Raw genomic sequence first — 16,702 nt, forward strand, 5'->3', positions numbered from 1 at the left:
CCCCCTTTTCCCGGCTTATTCCGCTTCCTGCGCATCCTCCGCCGGTGCTTCGGTCTCCGGCTCGGACACGGCCGGTTCGGCCTGGGATGCAGGTGCAATATCGATCTTGCAGCCGGTCAGCTTGGCGGCCAGACGGGCGTTTTGGCCTTCCTTGCCGATCGCCAGGCTGAGCTGGTCGTCGGGCACGATCACGCGGCAGGACTTGCCATCCGGCTGCATGGTGGCCGAGATGACGTCTGCGGGCGCGAGCGCCGCGGAAACGAACTGGGCCATATCCTCCGACCACTTGATGATGTCGATCTTCTCGCCGCCGAGTTCGTCGACGATGTTGCCCACGCGGGCGCCACGGGTACCAACACAAGCGCCGATCGGATCGACGTTTTCGTCCTGCGACCAGACGGCGATCTTGGTGCGGTTGCCTGCTTCGCGGGCGATCGACTTAACTTCGACGATGCCGTCGTGGATTTCGGGTACTTCCAGTTCAAACAGGCGCTTGACCAGACCCGGATGGGTGCGCGAGATCATGACCTGCGGGCCGCGGGTGCCGCGGCGTACCTCGATGACATAAACCTTGACGCGCTCGCCTTCCTTGAGCGTTTCGCTGCGCACCTGCTCACCGGCGGTGAGCACCGCTTCGGTCTTTTCGCCCTGGGAGATCATCTCCAGGATGACGTTGCCCGTACGCGGGTCAACCCGGCTGACGGTAGCGTTCAAGATCTCATGTTCCTTGGATTCAAACTCCGAAAGCACCATGCCGTGTTCGGCTTCGCGGATGCCCTGGATGATGACCTGCTTGGCCGACTGGGCCGCGATGCGGCCAAAGGACTTGGGCGGGATGTCGATGTCGATCACGTCGCCCAGCATGGCATTTTTCTTGTATTCGCGCGCTTCTTCCAGGCTCAGTTCCTCGTACGGCTCATAGACATCGTCTACAACCGTCTTGCGCACAAACAGGCGGATTTCCTTTTTGACGCGGTCGGTTTCGACATAGACGTTATCGGTCATGCCGTCGTTCATCTTTTTATACGCGGCGATCAGCGCCTGGCCGACGCGCTCGAGCATGTAATCGACCGAAATGCCCTTTTCCTTTTCCAGTTGCTCGAGGGCTGCAAAAAACTCTGCGTTCATCTTGTCCCAATCACTCCTTTTAAAACTGTACGGTCAGCCGGACGGCTGCGATGTCCTGGGGCTCATAGACACGGCGCGTACCGTCCACTTCGACGCTCACGCAGCCATTGTCATAACCGACCAAGGTGCCTTCGACGGTTTTGGCGCCGTCGACCGGCTTATAAAACTTGACTTCCACGGCCTGGCCCAGAAATTTTTCAAAATGCGCGGGCTTTTTGAGCCTTCTCTCCAGTCCGGCCGAAGAGACGCACAGGGTATAGGCGGGCAGGGAATCGAACTCCCGCGCGTCGAGCATGGGGTCGAGTGCGCGCGAGACCGCCTCACAGTGGTCGATGTCCACGCCTTCGTCGCGGTCGATGGTGACGGTCAGCATATACTGGCCACCCTCTTTTTCAAACTCCACGTCCCACAGGGTCACGCCGGCCTTTTCGCAGACCGGCTCGGCCAGCTCCGCAACACGTGCCACAACTTGCTTTGCCTGCATCATTTCCTCCTTCTGTCCCCGGCCGGGGGCTGCCCGCGTCCGGTCAATAAGAAAGAGTGGGTCGCCCCACTCTTGAACATTCATACAAACTTACGTACATAGTATACCACGCGCCGCATGCCATTGCAAGGAAAATGCAAATATTTTTCCATTTTTGCGCCCTTCCCATGCCTGGATGCGGGTGCATCGGGCCGTTTTGGGCGGTTTCGACAAATTTTTCATGCGGTTTCTATGGATTTCCCCCAGCTTGTGCTTTTTTGCGGCAGCGGACGAAAATTTTTTTTGCAATGACGCGCAAAAAGAGGTACAGTTATAATATGTCCGGTTTTCGGAAATTTTTATACATCCATTGGAGCATCCCATGAAGCGTTTTTCCCTTCCACCGTCCGGCCATGCCCGGCGGCAACTCCTTGTTTTACGAGCCGCTCTCCTGTTTCTGGCGGCCTGGTTCGTACTGGATCAGTATTTTATTCAATATCCTGCCATGACCATCCTGCTGGCGGCCAGCTTTGGCGCGGCGGGTCTGATCCCCCGGCCGCTTCTCGGTCGCACGACTATCTGGGTGCCGCGTATCATCTGGGCGCTCGGCGCACCCTGTGCGCTGCTGGTGGTCGAACTGCTCAACAACACCAACCCATTTGACGCCCTGTCGGTCACTCAGTGCACGCTCAACCTCATTTGGTATTATCTCTTTTTCGGCCTGCTGGCCCTGCTCTTTGGCCGCATCCGCCGGTCGGCGGCACTGGCCATGGTGATCTGCTTTGCCGTGGGGCTGATCAATCACTATGTGCTGACCTTCCGTGGGCGGATTATCTTCCCCTGTGACCTGGTCGCCTGGCGCACGGCGTATAATGTCGCAGGCGGCTACGATTATACCCCCGATGAAACCATCCTGCGCGCGGCCCTGTTTGCCTTGGCCTATCTGGTGCTGCTCTGGCGGCTGCCCGCCCAGAAAAAAGCGCGCCGTCCGCGCAAACGCGTGGTCTTATCTATCTGCGCAGGCGCTGCCGTGTATGGTCTGCTGTTTTTCTGTACGCCCATGCTGACCTGGCTGGGCATCTATTCCCAGCAGTGGAAGACCCAGGCCAATGGATTTGTGCTCAATTTCACCGCGTCCGTGCGGTACAGCATGGTCACCGAGCCGGAGGGATATTCGACGACCGCGGTTCAGAACATCATCGATACCGTTCCCACCGAGGACCAAACGTCCGCAGATGTCACTCAGCCGGTGCACATTATTGCCATTATGAACGAGTCGTTTGCCGACCTGGACGCTTATGACATCCCCCTGTCGGACGACCCCACGCCCTTTTTGCACAGCCTGACCGAAAACACGGTCAAGGGCACCATGATCTCGCCCGTGACCGGCGGCGGCACGGCCAATGTGGAGTTTGAATTTTTGACCGGCAATCCGCTGGCCTTCCTGCCCTCGTCCACGGTCGCCTATCAGCTTTATCTCCAGGACGGCACGCCTTCGCTGGTGTCCCAGCTCAAAGCCCTCGGTTTTTCGTCGACCGCTTTCCACCCGTACGATTCTTCGGGCTGGAACCGCACGTCGGTTTACAAATGGATGGGTTTTGATACGCAACTTTATGAGGAAGATGTTGTTTCGCCAGCTTATATCCGTGGTTTCATCTCCGACCAGTGCGATTATGAACAGCTGTACCGCATGACCGATGAAGCAGGGGACGACCCGTTGTTCGTCTTTAATGTGACCATCCAGAACCACAGCGGGTATCAGCTGCCCTGGACTAATCTGGAACGCACGGTCGAACTGACCGGCGACCTGGCCGGACAATATCCGGCGGCCGACCAGTTCTTTTCGCTCATGCGCGCCTCCGACGATGCGCTGCGCAATCTCATTTCGCACTATTCCCAGTCGGATGTGCCGACACTGATCGTCTTTTTCGGCGACCATCAACCGCCGCTCGGCAACGATTTTTATGAGGACATCACCGGCAAACCGCTCGACGACCGCACCACTGAGGAGGTCTTTGACCAGTACGGCACGCCCTTCTTCATCTGGACCAACTACGACATCCCGGAAGCGCAGGATGTGACCCTTTCGTCCTGGGCGCTGGGTCTGCTGACCGCCAAGGTCGCCGGCCTGCCGCTGACCGGCTATCAGCAGTTTTTGTCCGAAGTGGCCGCCAAGGTGCCGGTCATCACACCGGTGGGCTACATCACCGCCGATGGCCGCTATTCTTCTCCCGAAGAAGAAAACCTGACCGGCGAGGAAAAATATCTCATGCAGCAGTATCGCCTGCTTGCACATAACAATCTCTTTGGGGACGAAGACCGTGTGGACAGCTTCTTCTTCCCCGCCGAAACAGAAAAAAACGGGACCTAAATGGTCCCGTTTTTTTCTGTTATTTCCACGCATCGCCCAGTTTGAAGATACGCAGCGACAGCGCAATCGCTTGTTCGCGGGTTGCAGTCGCATAGCCTTGTGCTTCTTGCGCGGGCGTGATATTCTGCGGTGCAAAGTGGGTGCTGTCCACACCGGCAATAATGTTCATCTTGGTCATGTAATAGACCGACGGCTTGGCAAAGTCGGAGATATACGCATCGTCCGCAAACTTGGGTACGCCGCTCGTGTCCAGATAATACTCATCGTCGTTTTCGATCGTCCAGCCATCAAAGCTGTATTTCTTGACCGCACGGGTCAGCATGGTAACCAGCTGCTCGCGGTTGATGCTGACATCCGGTTCAAACTCGGTATCCGACACGCCGACCGCAATGCCCAGCTGATAAGCCTTAGCAATGTCGGTCTTGTTGGGGTCAGACGCAATGTCAGTAAAGGGCGTGCTGCCTGCGCTGGCCGTTGTGCCGCTCAGCGCTTCATAGAGCTTGACCGATACCGCGGCAAACTCGGCGCGGGTGATGCGCTTGGACAGGTCAGCTTCCTGGAGAGTGTCCGGAATCAGGCCTGCGATATTCGCTTCGGTGATCTCGTCGCGCACCCAGCCCGAAATCCGGTTGAGCCGGAACAGACGGGAAGTATCATCATCCACATAGCCGCTGATGGTCAGGTCGCCAGTCGACCCGATGCGCAGCGTACCGTCAAAGGGAACCGTTCGCCAAGTTGTGCTGCTGCTCCCGCCCGTAATGCGGTTTCCCTTAAAATAAAAAGCGCCTGTATCCAGATTTACGGTGCCCTCAAAATCATAATTGAACCACTGGCTATCATACCCCTGGCCTTCGACGGTTGTAACCTTGGCGCTGCCGCTGAAATCGCCGCTGCTGTCACAGGTGTCAATGGTCAGATCGATATACCGTTCCACATTGACCGTCGGACCGCTCGTCGGATCATAATATCCGGTGTACTGACCATACCACGAGCCTTCGACATCGCTTGTACTGAATGCCCCCGCGGAAACGCACAGGAGCGCTGCCAAGACCGCTGCCATTCCCCCGATGCGAAGCAGTTTTCCGATCTTTTTCATAAGTACCCTTCTTTCCTCTAATTTTGTCTATATTATAAATCATTCACTCTGCTAAATCAATAGAATTTGGGCACATTGCCTATCGGTGCACAAAAAAAGAGCTTACCCGGAGAAGCACTCCTCCGGATAAGCTCTTTGAAAACAACTCGGGCCGTTACTTAAACAAGCTCGATGATTGCCATTTCCGCGCAGTCGCCACGACGCGGGCCGGTCTTAATGATGCGGGTGTAACCGCCGTTGCGCTCTGCATAGCCCGGCGCAACTTCCGAGAACAGCTTTGCAACAACAGCTTCCTTGGTGATGTAAGCCATTGCCTGACGGCGGGAAGCCAGGGTGTTCTTCTTACCCAGGGTAATCATCTTTTCGCACATCGGGCCAACTTCCTTAGCGCGAGCCAGGGTGGTTTCGATGCGGCCATTCTCCAGCAGGTAGGTTACCATCGCGCGGAGCATTGCGCGGCGGTGGTCGCTCGTTCTGCCGAGCTTACGATTCTTTGCCATGGTAGTGTACCTCCTAAAATAAGGTCAAAAATAAGATCAGCGGCAGCGCGGCAAAACGCCGCCGCGATAGTGCTTCATCAAATTCAGGGTGCATCCCCCCAGTTTGGCGGGGATGACCGGCTGAGGCATGTTACTCCTCAGACTTTGCAAGGCTCAGGCCCATGGCCTCGAGCTTACCGATAACCTCTTCCAGGGACTTACGGCCCAGGTTACGCACCTTCATCATATCCTCTTCCGAGGTATTGATGAGGTCTTCCACGGTGTTGATACCCGCGCGCTTGAGGCAGTTGAAGGAACGAACCGAGAAGTCGAGCTCCTCGATGGTCATTTCCAGCACCTTGTCATGCTGCGCTTCGGCCTTTTCCACAACCGTGGACTTCGAGCCGATCTCCTCGGAAAGGTCAACAAACAGATCGAGATGGTCGCGCAGAACCTTGGCGCCGAGCGAAACGGCATCCTTGGCCGCAATGGTGCGGTCGGTCCAAACTTCCAGGGTCAGCTTGTCGTAGTCGGTCATGTTGCCGACACGGGTGTTCTCCACCGTGTAGTTGACTTTGTAAACCGGCGTGTAGATCGAGTCGACCGGAATGACGCCGATTGCGGTCTGGTACTGCTTGTTGCGTTCGGCCGGAACATACCCGCGGCCGGAAGACAGGGTGATTTCCATGGACAATCGCGCATCGCTCATCAGAGTGGCAATGTGCATTTCCGGGTTGAGGATCTCAACCTCACCGTCCGAATGGATGTCGCCCGCCTTAACTTCGCCCTCACCTGCGGCTTCGATATAAACCGTTTTGGGGCCGTCACAATGCAGCTTAGCAATGATGCCCTTGACGTTCAGGACGATCTCGGTGACGTCTTCCTTGACGCCCGGGATGGTGGAAAACTCATGCTGCACGCCCGCAATCTTGATCGAGCTTGCAGCGGTGCCCGGCAGGGAGGACAGCAGGATGCGGCGCAGGGAGTTACCCAAGGTCGTGCCATAGCCCCGTTCCAGGGGTTCCACGACAAACTTACCGTAGGAACCGTCCTCAGCGAGTTCCTCACAGTCGATGCGCGGCTTTTCGATTTCGATCATATATGGTACCCTCCTTTACGTTCGGCCAATAAACTTGAAAAAATGGATGGAATCACGCGGGGAATCCGCGCGCGGCAAGCCAAAAACCAGGCTGCCGCTGCGCAAATTCCTTGGGTTCGTCCAAAAATCCATAAACGAGGGTTTGGCTTATTTGGAGTACAACTCGACGATCAGGTGCTCAGCTACCTCGTAGTCGATGTCGTCACGAGCCGGCATAGCCACGATCTTGCCTTCGAAAGACTCAGAAGCCTTGTCGATCCACTTGGGCATCGGCTTCTTGCCCTGCTCCTCGATGAGGGACTTGAACTTGGTGGTGGTGCGGGACTTTTCGCAAACAGCTACTACGTCGCCCGGCTTTACCTGGAAAGACGGGATGTTCACGCGCTTGCCGTTTACGGTGAAGTGGCCGTGGTTTACGAGCTGACGCGCCTCGCGGCGGGTGTTCGCAAAGCCCATACGGAATACCACGTTGTCCAGACGGCGCTCCAGCTCCTGCAGGAGGATTTCGCCGGTTACGCCCTGCTTGCGCTCAGCCTTCTCGTAGTAAGCATGGAACTGCTTCTCGAGAACGCCGTAGATGAATTTAACCTTCTGCTTTTCGTTCAGCTGCATCGCGTACTCAGACTGCTTGCGGCGGGACTGCTTCGGGTTACGCTTGGTCTCCTTGGAGTAACCAAGGACGGCCGGGGAAAGGCCCAGCGTCTTGCAACGCTTGAGAACGGGCTGCATATTCTTTGCCATAGTTTTGGTTCCTCCTTTTAATTATACACGTCTTCTCTTGGGCGGGCGGCAGCCGTTGTGCGGGATCGGGGTAACGTCCTTGATCATGGTTACCTCGAGGCCGGTCGCCTGCAGCGCACGGATCGCAGCCTCACGGCCGGAACCCGGGCCCTTTACGTATACTTCAACCGTCTTCAGGCCATGCTCCATTGCAGCCTTGGCAGCGGTTTCTGCTGCGGTCTGTGCTGCGAACGGGGTGGACTTACGGGAACCACGGAAGCCCATCTCACCAGCAGAAGCCCAGGAGATTGCATTACCATGCAGGTCAGTGATGGTAACGATGGTGTTGTTAAAGGAGGAGCGGATATGCGCTGCGCCCTTTTCAATGTTCTTGCGCTCACGACGCTTGGTGCGGACCTGTGCGCCCTTTTTCTGTACCTTAGCCATTTAAATCGCTCCCTCCTTACTTCTTCTTGTTCGCAATGGTCTTCTTCGGACCCTTGCGGGTACGCGCATTGGTCTTGGTGCGCTGGCCGCGAACCGGCAGGCCGCGACGGTGACGCAGGCCGCGGTAGCAGCCGATTTCAACCAGGCGCTTGATATTCAGACCAACCTCACGGCGCAGGTCGCCTTCTACGGTGTAGTCACGCTCGATGACTTCACGCAGCTTAGCAGCCTCGTCCTCGGTCAGGTCCTTTACGCGGGTATCCGGATTGATACCAGTCTTTGCAAGAATGTCATTGGACAGCTTCCGTCCGATGCCGTAGATGTAGGTCAAGCCGATCTCTACGCGCTTTTCACGGGGAAGGTCAACACCGGCAATACGTGCCATAGGAATCTATACCTCCAAAGTTTATCACTGAGGCGTGTGTCGGAAACCAGTATAGAGGCCGCCTCCGCCCCTGCAGCGCCGTGGGGAACGCCCCACGTGCTTGTCGGTTCCGTATGAACAACCAAATTTGCGCTTTGGGGAGCGAAAGCTCCACCAAAACAAATTAGCCCTGCTTCTGCTTGTGCTTCGGGTTCTGGCAGATAACCATTACGCGGCCCTTGCGGCGAATGATCTTGCACTTTTCGCAGATCGGCTTTACAGACGGTCTTACCTTCATTGCTTTTTACCTCCATCAAAAATTTTGGTGGGATGGGACACCGGAAAACCGGCGACCGCTGGCGCTCGGGTCACATACGCGCCTCCGCCCGCTGAAAAAACTTACTTGGAACGCCAAGTGATACGACCGCGGGTCAGGTCGTAGGGCGACATCTGAACGGTGACCTTGTCGCCAGGGAGAATGCGGATAAAGTTCATGCGGAGTTTGCCGGAAATGTGCGCCAGAATCTGGTGCCCGCCCGGGATCTCCACCTTGAACGTGGCGTTTGGCAGCGCCTCTATGACGGTACCTTCCAGCTCAATTACGTCGTCTTTTGCCATAAAGTAATCTTACCTTCCTCGGTCAATTTGATTGGGGGCCGTGCCCCTTAGTCAATGCCTCCCGCCCAGAGGGCAAGGGCCTTACGGATTTCGCTATTGGTCAGACGGCCGTTTACAAACAGCCGCTCGCGTGTCCATTCGTCGCACGGGCCCTGGTACGCAGTGTGCTTTCGCTTTTTGCGTTTAGGGTTTTCCGCCCGCCGCCCTTTGCCGTCGGCAAGGTAAAGATACGTGTCATCCTCGCGGATGACCAGCATCGGCTTGCCCCGGTCCCGGCCGGACAGCGACAGAACAATATCGGAAACATGGGACTGCACGTTTAAAGTACCTCTCCGTCGATGGCCGTGAGGATTTCAGGCTCCCCGTCGGTGATCGCTACCGTATTTTCGTAGTGGGCCGACAGCTTGCCGTCCCGCGTTTTGACTGTCCAGCCATCCGCGAGGACTTTCACGCCATATACGCCCACATTGACCATGGGTTCGATCGCCAGGGTCATACCCGGCTCCAGACGGATTCCATGACCCGGCCGGCCGAAGTTCGGGACCTCGGGGCTTTCGTGCAATTCGGCGCCCACACCGTGGCCGACGAAATCGCGTACCACCGAAAACCCGTGGGCCTCAACATACGCCTGCACCGCGCTGGAGATGTCGGAAACCCGATTGCCCACGCGGGCAAATTTGATACCCTCATAGAAACTCTGTCGGGTCACTTCGATCAGGCGCTTGGCCTCCTCGGACACCTCGCCGCATGCGACCGTGCACGCGCAGTCGCCATGGAACCCATGGATATACGCGCCCACATCCACCTTGACGATATCGCCTTCGTGGATCACCCGCTTGGGAGAGGGAATGCCGTGGATAACTTCGTCGTTGATCGAGACACAGGCACTGCCTGGGAAACCGGCATAGCCCAAAAAGGACGGCTTGGCGCCGTGCGACTCAATGGTCTTGCGGACCGCGCGGTCAATGTCCTCGGTCGTGACCCCCGGAGCTACGGCATCTGCCGCCGCCTTGCGCGCCAGTGCGGTAATCCGCCCGGCAATGCGCATCAGCTCCAGTTCTTTTTCGGTTTTAATTTGAATCATAATGCATCAAAGCCCCAACGCCTGCACCGCAAAACGCTCGGTCTGCTGGATGCCCTGTGTGCCGTCGATGCTCTTGACCTTGCCCTGCTTGCCGTAGTAGTCCTTCAGCGGCTCGGTCTGTTCGTGGTAGGTGGCCAGACGATGCTGGACAACGTCCGGATGATCGTCCTTGCGGATGTGCAGCTTGTCGCCGCACTTGTCGCAAACGCCTTCTACCTTGGGCGGGTTGGCCTTGATGTGATAGGTCGCACCGCACTTGAGGCAGACACGACGGCCGGTCATACGGCCTTCGATCACTTCATCGGGCACTTCCAGCGACAGCGCCACGTCGATGTTGGCGATGGTGTCGAGTGCTTCCGCCTGGGGAATGGTGCGCGGGAACCCGTCCAGAATGAAACCGTTTTTGCAGTCGTCCTGCGCAATACGGTCACGCAGCAGGTCGATAACCAGCTGGTCGGGGACAAGTTGTCCGGCATCCATGAACTGCTTGGCCTTCTGGCCCAGTTCAGTATTGTTTGCAATGGCCTCGCGCAGGATGTTGCCGGTGGACACCGACGGCACCCCCATCTTTTCGATGAGGAATGCCGCCAGGGTGCCTTTACCGGCGCCTGGAGCGCCAAGTAAAATTAAATTCACGAAAAATGCCTCCAGTCAAAGCTTCTTATTCCAAGAAGCCCTTATGATGACGCATCATGAGCTGTGCCTCGATCTGCTTGACCGTTTCGAGCGCAACGCCGACTACGATGATAACCGACGTACCGCCAACGGCAACGTTGGACAGGCTCGAAGAGAACGCGCCAACGATCAGCGGGAGGAGGGCAACAACGCCAAGGAACAGCGCACCGACGAAGACCACCTTAGCCAGCGCCTTGGTGATGAAGTCGGCGGTGGGCTTGCCCGGACGGAAGCCCGGGATGAAGCCGCCGTTCTTCTTCAGATTATTGGCAATTTCGACCGGATTAAACTGGATCGAAGCATAAAAATACGAAAATGCAACAATCAGAATGGCGTAGAGTACGATATAGAACGGATTGCTCTGCGAGAACAGATCCTTTACGACACTGCCGATCGAACCGGCTTCGGGCGTATAGAACGCGAATACCGTCGAGGGCAGCGACAGAATGGACGACGCGAAGATGATCGGCATAACGCCGGTCGCGTTGACCTTGATGGGCAGGAAGGTGGACTGGCCGCCGTACATCTTACGGCCAACCACACGCTTTGCATACTGAATCGGGATACGGCGTTCGGCGTTCGACATATACACGATGAACACGATCAGTGCCAGGCCGATGATGACCATCAGCACTGCAGTCAGTGCACCGGTGCCGCCGTTCTTGACCAGGTTGAGCAGGCTGTTCGCCAGCGAGGGACCGCGGGAGATAATGCCCGCAAACAGGATGATCGAGATACCATTGCCAACGCCGTTCTGGGTGATGTGTTCGCCCAGCCACATGATCAGCGCCGTACCAGCGGTGAAGGTCATGATGATAACGATAGCAGCCCAAACGCCAGTGTTGTTCAGCAGATTATAGCTGCGGAGCATCACGTAGTACGAGAAGCCCTGGATCAGACCGAGGACAACCGCCAGATAACGGGTCCAGGATGCAATCTTCTTTCTGCCTTCCTCACCGCCATCCTTTACCATGCGCTCGAGCGCAGGGATTGCAACTGTCAGCAGCTGCAGGATGATCGATGCGTTAATATACGGGGTAATCGACATGGCGAACAAGGTCGCATTCGATAAGCCGCCGCCGGTAAATACGTTGATATAGCTGAGCATACCACCTGCTGCATCGAGCGTCGCGAAGTATTCGCTCAGCGCTTCCGTGTTGATAAACGGCACCGGAATCGAAGCGCCAAGGCGGAATATGAACAGGATAAACAGCGTATAGAGCAGTTTCTTACGCATCTCCGCGTTCCACCATGCGTTCTTCAGTGTCTCGAACACCTTAGATCACCTCGGCCTTTCCGCCTGCCTTTTCGATCTTTTCCTTTGCGGAAGCCGAGAAAGCCGCTGCCTTGACCGTCAGTTTCTTGGTGAGCTCGCCGTTACCGAGGATCTTGACGCCGTCGAGCGCCTTGGAGATCACACCGGTTTCGAGCAGCAGCTCGACGGTTACTTCGGTGCCGTCCTCAAAACGATTGAGAACCTCTACATTCACCGGAGCGTACGTGGTGCCAAAGATGTTGTTGAAGCCACGCTTCGGCAGACGACGTGCCAGAGGCATCTGGCCGCCTTCAAAGCCCGGACGGACACCGCCGCCAGAACGAGCCCACTGGCCCTTGTGGCCACGGCCAGCAGTCTTGCCGTTGCCAGAACCTGCGCCACGGCCCTTGCGGTATGCCGGACGGGTTGCGCCCACAGAGGGCTGTAAATCCTGAAGCTTCATAGGTTTACACCTCCTCTACGATTTCGAGCAAGTAACCGATCTTGGCAACCTTGCCGCGGGTGCAAGCGTTGTCCGGCTGAACGGTCACGTCATTGATTTTCTTCAGACCCAGAGCGTGTGCGGTCGCAATGTGGTTGTCCTTACGGCCGACCAGGCTCTTTTTCAGGGTAATCTTGATGTTTGCCATTGTTCATTACCCTCCTATATTACAGTTCTTCGACAGCCTTGCCGCGAACCGCAGCTACCTGAGCCGCGTCGCGCAGGCTCTTCAGACCCTCGATCGTTGCGGTAACAACGTTCTGCGGGTTGTTCGAGCGCAGGCACTTGGTACGGATGTCCTTGATACCAGCTGCTTCTACAACAGCACGAACTGCGCCGCCGGCGATAACACCGGTGCCGGGAGCCGCGGGCTTCAGCAGAACGCGGCCAGCGCCAAACTCGCCGATCACTTCGTGCGGAATGCTGGTGCCCTTCAGGGAGATCTTAATCAGGTTCTTCTTAGCGTCCTCGATGCCCTTGCGGATTGCGTCCGGGACTTCGGAGGCCTTGCCCAGACCGAAGCCAACGGTGCCCTTGCCATCGCCTACGACTACCAGAGCCGCAAACTTGAAGATACGGCCGCCCTTAACGGTCTTGGATACACGATTGAGGGATACGACGGTTTCTTTGAACTCGTCTTCCTTCTCTCTTCTATCGTTACGATCAAACTTAGCCATGTTTTACCTCCTCCCGACTTAAAACTGGAGGCCGCCCTCGCGGGCACCCTCTGCGAGTTCCTTCACACGGCCGTGGTACAGATAGCCGCCGCGGTCAAATACGACGTTCTCAATGCCCTTGGCCTTGCAGCGCTCAGCGATCATCAGACCGACCTTCTTGGCCGCGTCCTTGTTGCCGCCGTACTCGGTGAAGTCCTTCTCGGTGGTCGATGCGGAGACTAAGGTTACGCCGGCTACGTCGTCGATAACCTGTGCATAGATGTTCTTCGCGCTTCTGAAAACATCAAGGCGGGGGCGCTGTGCGGTGCCCGAAACCTTGCTGCGTACTCTCTTATGGCGCTTCAGGCGCGCCTTGTTAGAATCCTTCTTGGAAACCATTTAGCACACTCTCCTTCCTTACTTCTTCTTAGCGCCGGTCTTGCCTTCCTTGCGGCGGATATACTCGTCAACGTACTTGATGCCCTTGCCCTTGTAGGGTTCCGGCGGACGCTTCTCGCGTACTTCAGCTGCAAACTGGCCAACCTTCTGCTTGTCAGGACCGGAGATTACAATCTTGTTTGCGCTCGGGCACTCAATGGTGATGCCCTCGATTTCGCTCATGGTAACCTGATGCGAGTAGCCCAGGTTCATAACCAGGTCCTTGCCCTGCTTCTGTACACGGTAACCTACGCCGTTTACTTCCAGCTCCTTCTTGAAGCCTTCGGTTACGCCGATTACCATGTTGTTGATGAGGCTCCGGGTCAGGCCGTGCAGTGCACGGTTCTGCTTCTCGTCGTTCGGACGAGTAACCAGGATCTCATTGCCCTCGACCTTTACGGTCATGTTCGGGTGTACGTCACGGGTCAGGGTAGCCTTTGCGCCCTTGACAGTGACGGTGGTGCCGTCTACGGTGACAGTTACGCCGGCCGGGATGGCAATGGGAGCTCTGCCGATTCTAGACATGATTCATTACCCTCCTTACCAAACGAATGCCAGGACTTCGCCGCCGACATTCAGCTCGCGAGCCTTCTTGTCGGTCATGACGCCCTTGGAAGTCGAAACGATTGCGATGCCGAGGCCACGGAGAACCTTCGGAAGCTCCTGTGCGCCGGCATAGACACGCAGGCCCGGCTTGGACACGCGCTTGAGGCCGGTGATCGCCTTCTGGCGGTTTGCGCCGTACTTCAGGGTGATACGGATGATGCCCTGAGTGCCGTCGTCTACGATCTGGAAATTCTTGATGTAGCCCTCGTCGAGCAGGATCTGCGCGATGGACTTCTTCATCTTGGACGCCGGCACGTCAACCGAATCGTGACGAGCAGCGGCCGCGTTGCGGATACGGGTCAGCATATCCGCGATGGGATCGGTGATCTGCATTCTTTACTTGCTCCTTTCAGAAGTTTGGCGGTACTTCGTGGAGGTACGCCCCCGGGTTGCCGCCCACTTTTCTTACTACGCCGCCGTGACCCTTTCACAGCGGGTGCTGGGGTATAAAAAATCGTTGGCCGGAAACATGCCGAACCAACGATAATTATATCATGGCAGCAAAACATCCGCAAGGTGAAAACTGCCGATTTTTGCGCAGTTTAGGTCCTATTTGCGGTCATTTTGCATGGAATACCCTGATATAACGGCAGGTCGGCCGTGTTTCTCGCTCTCGGAAGACCGCGCCGGTTTTTCCCCGGTTAACGGCCAACGGGCGGACGAAATTTTCCCTCACCATGGGAGTGTTTTCGCCGGTTTCACGCGTACACGTGACTATAAATTAGTATACTATACACCCGGGGGCGTTTGCAAGCGTTTTTTCATTTTTCTGAAAAAAATTTTTTAAACTTCCGTTTGATTTTCCTTTGGCGAAAACAGGGCATACTTGCCGTGTACGTCGCGCATGCCGCCAAAAGGGGGAAGGGAAACCCATGGTTCCCTTCCCCCTTTTGCAATCCCTCATCCCTCCTTGCCGCGGCCTACGCGTTTTCGGCGAAAACGCTACCCGGCCATAGGAAAAATGCGGCGTTACGTGCGAATAGTTTGTTCCGGTAGAATGCTGGCGACGCGACCGCTGCTGCGAGCCGCCATTTTGAGGGTGCGTCCGGCCGCAGCCCCTCTTTCCTCAATACACACGTGGGAACTTTTCGCGCAGCTTGGGGAGATCGTCTTTGTCAATCCATTCCTCGCTGTAACCGCAGTCCGCGCACACATAGCGCGTCACAACGACAGACGAAAGCAATGTCGAACCGGTATGAACCCACTGATTGCGCAATATTTTGGAGCCATAATCAATTTCCAAAATGACACTGCTTCCGCATTTGGGGCACTTTTCGTATTCTTCATCATGCTCCTCCTTGTTGGGCACGCCAAAGGCTGCACAGGTCGTTACCGTTCACGCATTGCAGCAAAGCGGTCGATGAAAAAATCAAAGGACCATATGGGCTTTGTGTCGTGGTGTATGCCAAATACGGGACCAAAGCAGCTCGGAGTCTTTCCGCTGCTTCATAGATGCGTAATTCCTGCACGATTTCTTCTGGTGCTGGGGCAATCACATCGGATACCTGGATGATTTCCTCCCGAATCAAGTTACCATCTTCGTCAAATTCCCTGGACAGCATCGTTTCGCCGCCAACTTTACCCACTGCTTCATGCAGCAGAACACCATCCTGATAACCACGGACGATAAAGTCTACATCGCTTAGCCATTCGAATTCGACGGCGTAACCCTCGCCTGTCTGGGAGGAATTTTTATCCACTGCCCCGGCAAATGGCAGGCCGATGAAACACAAAATCAAGAACATACAAAGGAATATTCGTTTTCCGGTTTTACACATAGCGCTCCCCTCCTTCCGCATGGTGTTTGATGCCGCAGCGGACACCTTCTTTGAACATCTTCAGCTTACTAGTTTCTTGCATTTCTGTCAAGCTACTCAAAATCGCAGAGGAAATAAAAAAACAGCGTGAAACCGAATGGTTTCACGCTGTTTGCTCGTATTCTGATTACCAGGATGCCTTGCGCACGCCCGGGATCTGGCCCTTGTAAGCCAGTTCACGGAAGCAGATACGGCAGATGCCGAAATCGCGCAGATAAGCATGCGGACGGCCGCAGATCTTGCAGCGGTTGTACTGACGAGTAGAGAACTTCGGAGTCTTCTGCTGCTTGAGTACCATTGCCTTCTTCGCCATGTTAGAATCCTCCTCCTTCTTACTTCGCGAACGGAGCGCCCATGATGGTCAGGAGCTCACGTGCTTCTTCGTCGGTCTGAGCCGTGGTGCAGATGATGATGTCCATACCACGGATCTTGTCGATCTGATCGTACTCGATTTCCGGGAAGATGAGCTGTTCCTTCAGGCCAAAGGCATAGTTGCCGCGGCCGTCGAAGGAGTTCGCCGAGATACCACGGAAGTCACGTACACGCGGCAGAGCCACGTTGAACAGACGGTCCAGGAACTCCCACATGCGGTCGGAGCGCAGGGTAACCTTTACGCCAACCGGCATGCCTTCACGGAGCTTAAAGTTCGCAACCGACTTCTTCGCCAGGGTTACGACCGGCTTCTGGCCGGTAATCGCGGTCAGATCGCGTACAACTGCCTCGATAACCTTTGCGTTGCCGTTTGCTTCCTTACCGCAGCCGACATTGACAATGATCTTGTCAAGCTTCGGGATCTGCATCGGGCTCTTGTACTCGAACTTCTTCATCAGAGCAGGACGAGCTTCTGCTTCATATTTATCCTTTAATCTAGGCATAGCTTTTCC

At 56.1% G+C, this 16,702-nt stretch carries 25 protein-coding genes; 1 reads left to right on the plus strand and 24 read right to left on the minus strand.

Translation table 11 applies throughout. The annotated features are described in order from the left end of the window. Positions 1 to 15: 15 nt before the first annotated feature. Both nusA and rimP read right to left on the minus strand, forming a co-directional pair. Positions 16 to 1,128 carry a transcription termination factor NusA gene (gene nusA, locus EFB11_RS12940; protein WP_122790603.1) on the minus strand — a complete coding sequence of 371 codons (1,113 nt, stop codon included), beginning with the start codon at positions 1,126 to 1,128 and terminating at the stop codon, positions 16 to 18. Positions 1,129 to 1,147: 19 nt separating this feature from the next. After that, positions 1,148 to 1,612 (minus strand): ribosome maturation factor RimP, encoded by a 465-nt coding sequence (rimP, locus tag EFB11_RS12945; protein WP_122790604.1) that lies wholly within the window; start codon positions 1,610 to 1,612, stop codon positions 1,148 to 1,150. Between the two features lie 361 nt (positions 1,613 to 1,973). Between rimP and EFB11_RS12950 the strand changes: the two genes are divergently transcribed. Further along, positions 1,974 to 3,962, plus strand: a complete 1,989-nt coding sequence (locus EFB11_RS12950) for an LTA synthase family protein (protein WP_122790605.1) — start codon at positions 1,974 to 1,976, stop codon at positions 3,960 to 3,962. Positions 3,963 to 3,981: 19 nt separating this feature from the next. On the opposite strand, the gene EFB11_RS12955 is transcribed toward EFB11_RS12950, so the two are convergent. The 22 genes from EFB11_RS12955 to rplE all read right to left on the minus strand — a co-directional run bounded on the left by EFB11_RS12955 (position 3,982) and on the right by rplE (position 16,693). Continuing rightward, positions 3,982 to 5,058, minus strand: a complete 1,077-nt coding sequence (locus tag EFB11_RS12955; protein WP_122790606.1) for an S-layer homology domain-containing protein — start codon at positions 5,056 to 5,058, stop codon at positions 3,982 to 3,984. 158 nt (positions 5,059 to 5,216) lie between these two features. Then, positions 5,217 to 5,558 carry a 50S ribosomal protein L17 gene (rplQ, locus tag EFB11_RS12960; protein ID WP_122790607.1) on the minus strand — a complete coding sequence of 114 codons (342 nt, stop codon included), beginning with the start codon at positions 5,556 to 5,558 and terminating at the stop codon, positions 5,217 to 5,219. 130 nt (positions 5,559 to 5,688) lie between these two features. Next, on the minus strand, positions 5,689 to 6,636 hold the full coding sequence (locus tag EFB11_RS12965) for a DNA-directed RNA polymerase subunit alpha (RefSeq protein ID WP_122790608.1): 948 nt from the start codon (positions 6,634 to 6,636) through the stop codon (positions 5,689 to 5,691). 147 nt (positions 6,637 to 6,783) lie between these two features. Further along, entirely contained in the window at positions 6,784 to 7,377 is a 594-nt protein-coding gene (gene rpsD / locus EFB11_RS12970; RefSeq protein WP_122790609.1) for a 30S ribosomal protein S4, read from the minus strand. A 21-nt stretch (positions 7,378 to 7,398) separates the two neighbouring features. Continuing rightward, a complete protein-coding gene (gene rpsK, locus EFB11_RS12975; RefSeq protein ID WP_122790610.1) occupies positions 7,399 to 7,803 on the minus strand; it encodes a 30S ribosomal protein S11 in 405 nt (134 codons plus the stop codon). A gap of 16 nt (positions 7,804 to 7,819) precedes the next feature. Further along, complete coding sequence (gene rpsM, locus EFB11_RS12980) at positions 7,820 to 8,188, minus strand: 30S ribosomal protein S13 (protein ID WP_122790611.1); 369 nt, start codon at positions 8,186 to 8,188, stop codon at positions 7,820 to 7,822. A 163-nt stretch (positions 8,189 to 8,351) separates the two neighbouring features. Further along, entirely contained in the window at positions 8,352 to 8,465 is a 114-nt protein-coding gene (gene rpmJ, locus EFB11_RS12985; RefSeq protein WP_016148768.1) for a 50S ribosomal protein L36, read from the minus strand. 101 nt (positions 8,466 to 8,566) lie between these two features. Next, entirely contained in the window at positions 8,567 to 8,785 is a 219-nt protein-coding gene (infA, locus tag EFB11_RS12990) for a translation initiation factor IF-1 (protein WP_122790612.1), read from the minus strand. Positions 8,786 to 8,832: 47 nt separating this feature from the next. Further along, positions 8,833 to 9,102, minus strand: a complete 270-nt coding sequence (locus EFB11_RS12995) for a KOW domain-containing RNA-binding protein (RefSeq protein WP_122790613.1) — start codon at positions 9,100 to 9,102, stop codon at positions 8,833 to 8,835. Between the two features lie 2 nt (positions 9,103 to 9,104). After that, positions 9,105 to 9,869 carry a type I methionyl aminopeptidase gene (map, locus tag EFB11_RS13000; RefSeq protein WP_122790614.1) on the minus strand — a complete coding sequence of 255 codons (765 nt, stop codon included), beginning with the start codon at positions 9,867 to 9,869 and terminating at the stop codon, positions 9,105 to 9,107. Positions 9,870 to 9,875: 6 nt separating this feature from the next. Continuing rightward, the gene (locus EFB11_RS13005) at positions 9,876 to 10,505 is read right to left on the minus strand and encodes an adenylate kinase (RefSeq protein ID WP_122790615.1); all 630 of its coding nucleotides are present in this window, start codon (positions 10,503 to 10,505) and stop codon (positions 9,876 to 9,878) included. Between the two features lie 25 nt (positions 10,506 to 10,530). Next, entirely contained in the window at positions 10,531 to 11,820 is a 1,290-nt protein-coding gene (gene secY / locus EFB11_RS13010; protein ID WP_122790616.1) for a preprotein translocase subunit SecY, read from the minus strand. Position 11,821: 1 nt separating this feature from the next. Then, on the minus strand, positions 11,822 to 12,262 hold the full coding sequence (gene rplO, locus EFB11_RS13015) for a 50S ribosomal protein L15 (RefSeq protein WP_122790617.1): 441 nt from the start codon (positions 12,260 to 12,262) through the stop codon (positions 11,822 to 11,824). Between the two features lie 4 nt (positions 12,263 to 12,266). Further along, positions 12,267 to 12,449: a 50S ribosomal protein L30 gene (rpmD, locus tag EFB11_RS13020; RefSeq protein WP_122790618.1), complete on the minus strand. Its 183-nt coding sequence runs from the start codon at positions 12,447 to 12,449 to the stop codon at positions 12,267 to 12,269. A gap of 19 nt (positions 12,450 to 12,468) precedes the next feature. Next, positions 12,469 to 12,978 (minus strand): 30S ribosomal protein S5, encoded by a 510-nt coding sequence (gene rpsE, locus EFB11_RS13025; protein ID WP_122790619.1) that lies wholly within the window; start codon positions 12,976 to 12,978, stop codon positions 12,469 to 12,471. Between the two features lie 18 nt (positions 12,979 to 12,996). Further along, entirely contained in the window at positions 12,997 to 13,356 is a 360-nt protein-coding gene (gene rplR, locus EFB11_RS13030) for a 50S ribosomal protein L18 (protein WP_122790620.1), read from the minus strand. Positions 13,357 to 13,374: 18 nt separating this feature from the next. Continuing rightward, positions 13,375 to 13,920: a 50S ribosomal protein L6 gene (gene rplF / locus EFB11_RS13035; protein ID WP_122790621.1), complete on the minus strand. Its 546-nt coding sequence runs from the start codon at positions 13,918 to 13,920 to the stop codon at positions 13,375 to 13,377. Between the two features lie 15 nt (positions 13,921 to 13,935). Continuing rightward, the gene (gene rpsH / locus EFB11_RS13040) at positions 13,936 to 14,334 is read right to left on the minus strand and encodes a 30S ribosomal protein S8 (RefSeq protein ID WP_122790622.1); all 399 of its coding nucleotides are present in this window, start codon (positions 14,332 to 14,334) and stop codon (positions 13,936 to 13,938) included. Between the two features lie 733 nt (positions 14,335 to 15,067). Then, complete coding sequence (locus tag EFB11_RS13045) at positions 15,068 to 15,244, minus strand: hypothetical protein (RefSeq protein ID WP_206424191.1); 177 nt, start codon at positions 15,242 to 15,244, stop codon at positions 15,068 to 15,070. A gap of 43 nt (positions 15,245 to 15,287) precedes the next feature. Continuing rightward, complete coding sequence (locus tag EFB11_RS13050; RefSeq protein ID WP_122790624.1) at positions 15,288 to 15,779, minus strand: hypothetical protein; 492 nt, start codon at positions 15,777 to 15,779, stop codon at positions 15,288 to 15,290. Positions 15,780 to 15,945: 166 nt separating this feature from the next. Then, complete coding sequence (locus EFB11_RS13055) at positions 15,946 to 16,131, minus strand: type Z 30S ribosomal protein S14 (protein WP_016148784.1); 186 nt, start codon at positions 16,129 to 16,131, stop codon at positions 15,946 to 15,948. Positions 16,132 to 16,150: 19 nt separating this feature from the next. Continuing rightward, complete coding sequence (rplE, locus tag EFB11_RS13060) at positions 16,151 to 16,693, minus strand: 50S ribosomal protein L5 (RefSeq protein ID WP_122790625.1); 543 nt, start codon at positions 16,691 to 16,693, stop codon at positions 16,151 to 16,153. Positions 16,694 to 16,702: the final 9 nt, after the last annotated feature.

It is taken from the genome of Intestinibacillus sp. Marseille-P6563 (assembly GCF_900604335.1).
Lineage (GTDB): Bacteria > Bacillota > Clostridia > Oscillospirales > Butyricicoccaceae > Butyricicoccus_B.

Bases quoted from the DNA above. Each gene is read 5' to 3' on its own strand.
- rplQ (WP_122790607.1), bottom strand. From the start codon at position 5,558: ATGGCAAAGAATCGTAAGCTCGGCAGAACGAGCGACCACCGCCGCGCA.
- rplR (WP_122790620.1), bottom strand. From the start codon at position 13,356: ATGGTTTCCAAGAAGGATTCTAACAAGGCGCGCCTGAAGCGCCATAAG.
- nusA (WP_122790603.1), bottom strand. From the start codon at position 1,128: ATGAACGCAGAGTTTTTTGCAGCCCTCGAGCAACTGGAAAAGGAAAAG.
- rpmD (WP_122790618.1), bottom strand. From the start codon at position 12,449: ATGGCAAACATCAAGATTACCCTGAAAAAGAGCCTGGTCGGCCGTAAG.
- rplE (WP_122790625.1), bottom strand. From the start codon at position 16,693: ATGCCTAGATTAAAGGATAAATATGAAGCAGAAGCTCGTCCTGCTCTG.
- rpmJ (WP_016148768.1), bottom strand. From the start codon at position 8,465: ATGAAGGTAAGACCGTCTGTAAAGCCGATCTGCGAAAAGTGCAAGATC.
- EFB11_RS13055 (WP_016148784.1), bottom strand. From the start codon at position 16,131: ATGGCGAAGAAGGCAATGGTACTCAAGCAGCAGAAGACTCCGAAGTTC.
- EFB11_RS12965 (WP_122790608.1), bottom strand. From the start codon at position 6,636: ATGATCGAAATCGAAAAGCCGCGCATCGACTGTGAGGAACTCGCTGAG.
- rpsK (WP_122790610.1), bottom strand. From the start codon at position 7,803: ATGGCTAAGGTACAGAAAAAGGGCGCACAGGTCCGCACCAAGCGTCGT.
- EFB11_RS12955 (WP_122790606.1), bottom strand. From the start codon at position 5,058: ATGAAAAAGATCGGAAAACTGCTTCGCATCGGGGGAATGGCAGCGGTC.
- infA (WP_122790612.1), bottom strand. From the start codon at position 8,785: ATGGCAAAAGACGACGTAATTGAGCTGGAAGGTACCGTCATAGAGGCG.
- EFB11_RS13050 (WP_122790624.1), bottom strand. From the start codon at position 15,779: ATGTGTAAAACCGGAAAACGAATATTCCTTTGTATGTTCTTGATTTTG.
- map (WP_122790614.1), bottom strand. From the start codon at position 9,869: ATGATTCAAATTAAAACCGAAAAAGAACTGGAGCTGATGCGCATTGCC.
- rimP (WP_122790604.1), bottom strand. From the start codon at position 1,612: ATGCAGGCAAAGCAAGTTGTGGCACGTGTTGCGGAGCTGGCCGAGCCG.
- rpsE (WP_122790619.1), bottom strand. From the start codon at position 12,978: ATGGCTAAGTTTGATCGTAACGATAGAAGAGAGAAGGAAGACGAGTTC.
- rpsD (WP_122790609.1), bottom strand. From the start codon at position 7,377: ATGGCAAAGAATATGCAGCCCGTTCTCAAGCGTTGCAAGACGCTGGGC.
- rplF (WP_122790621.1), bottom strand. From the start codon at position 13,920: ATGTCTAGAATCGGCAGAGCTCCCATTGCCATCCCGGCCGGCGTAACT.
- rpsH (WP_122790622.1), bottom strand. From the start codon at position 14,334: ATGCAGATCACCGATCCCATCGCGGATATGCTGACCCGTATCCGCAAC.
- EFB11_RS12950 (WP_122790605.1), top strand. From the start codon at position 1,974: ATGAAGCGTTTTTCCCTTCCACCGTCCGGCCATGCCCGGCGGCAACTC.
- rpsM (WP_122790611.1), bottom strand. From the start codon at position 8,188: ATGGCACGTATTGCCGGTGTTGACCTTCCCCGTGAAAAGCGCGTAGAG.
- rplO (WP_122790617.1), bottom strand. From the start codon at position 12,262: ATGAAGCTTCAGGATTTACAGCCCTCTGTGGGCGCAACCCGTCCGGCA.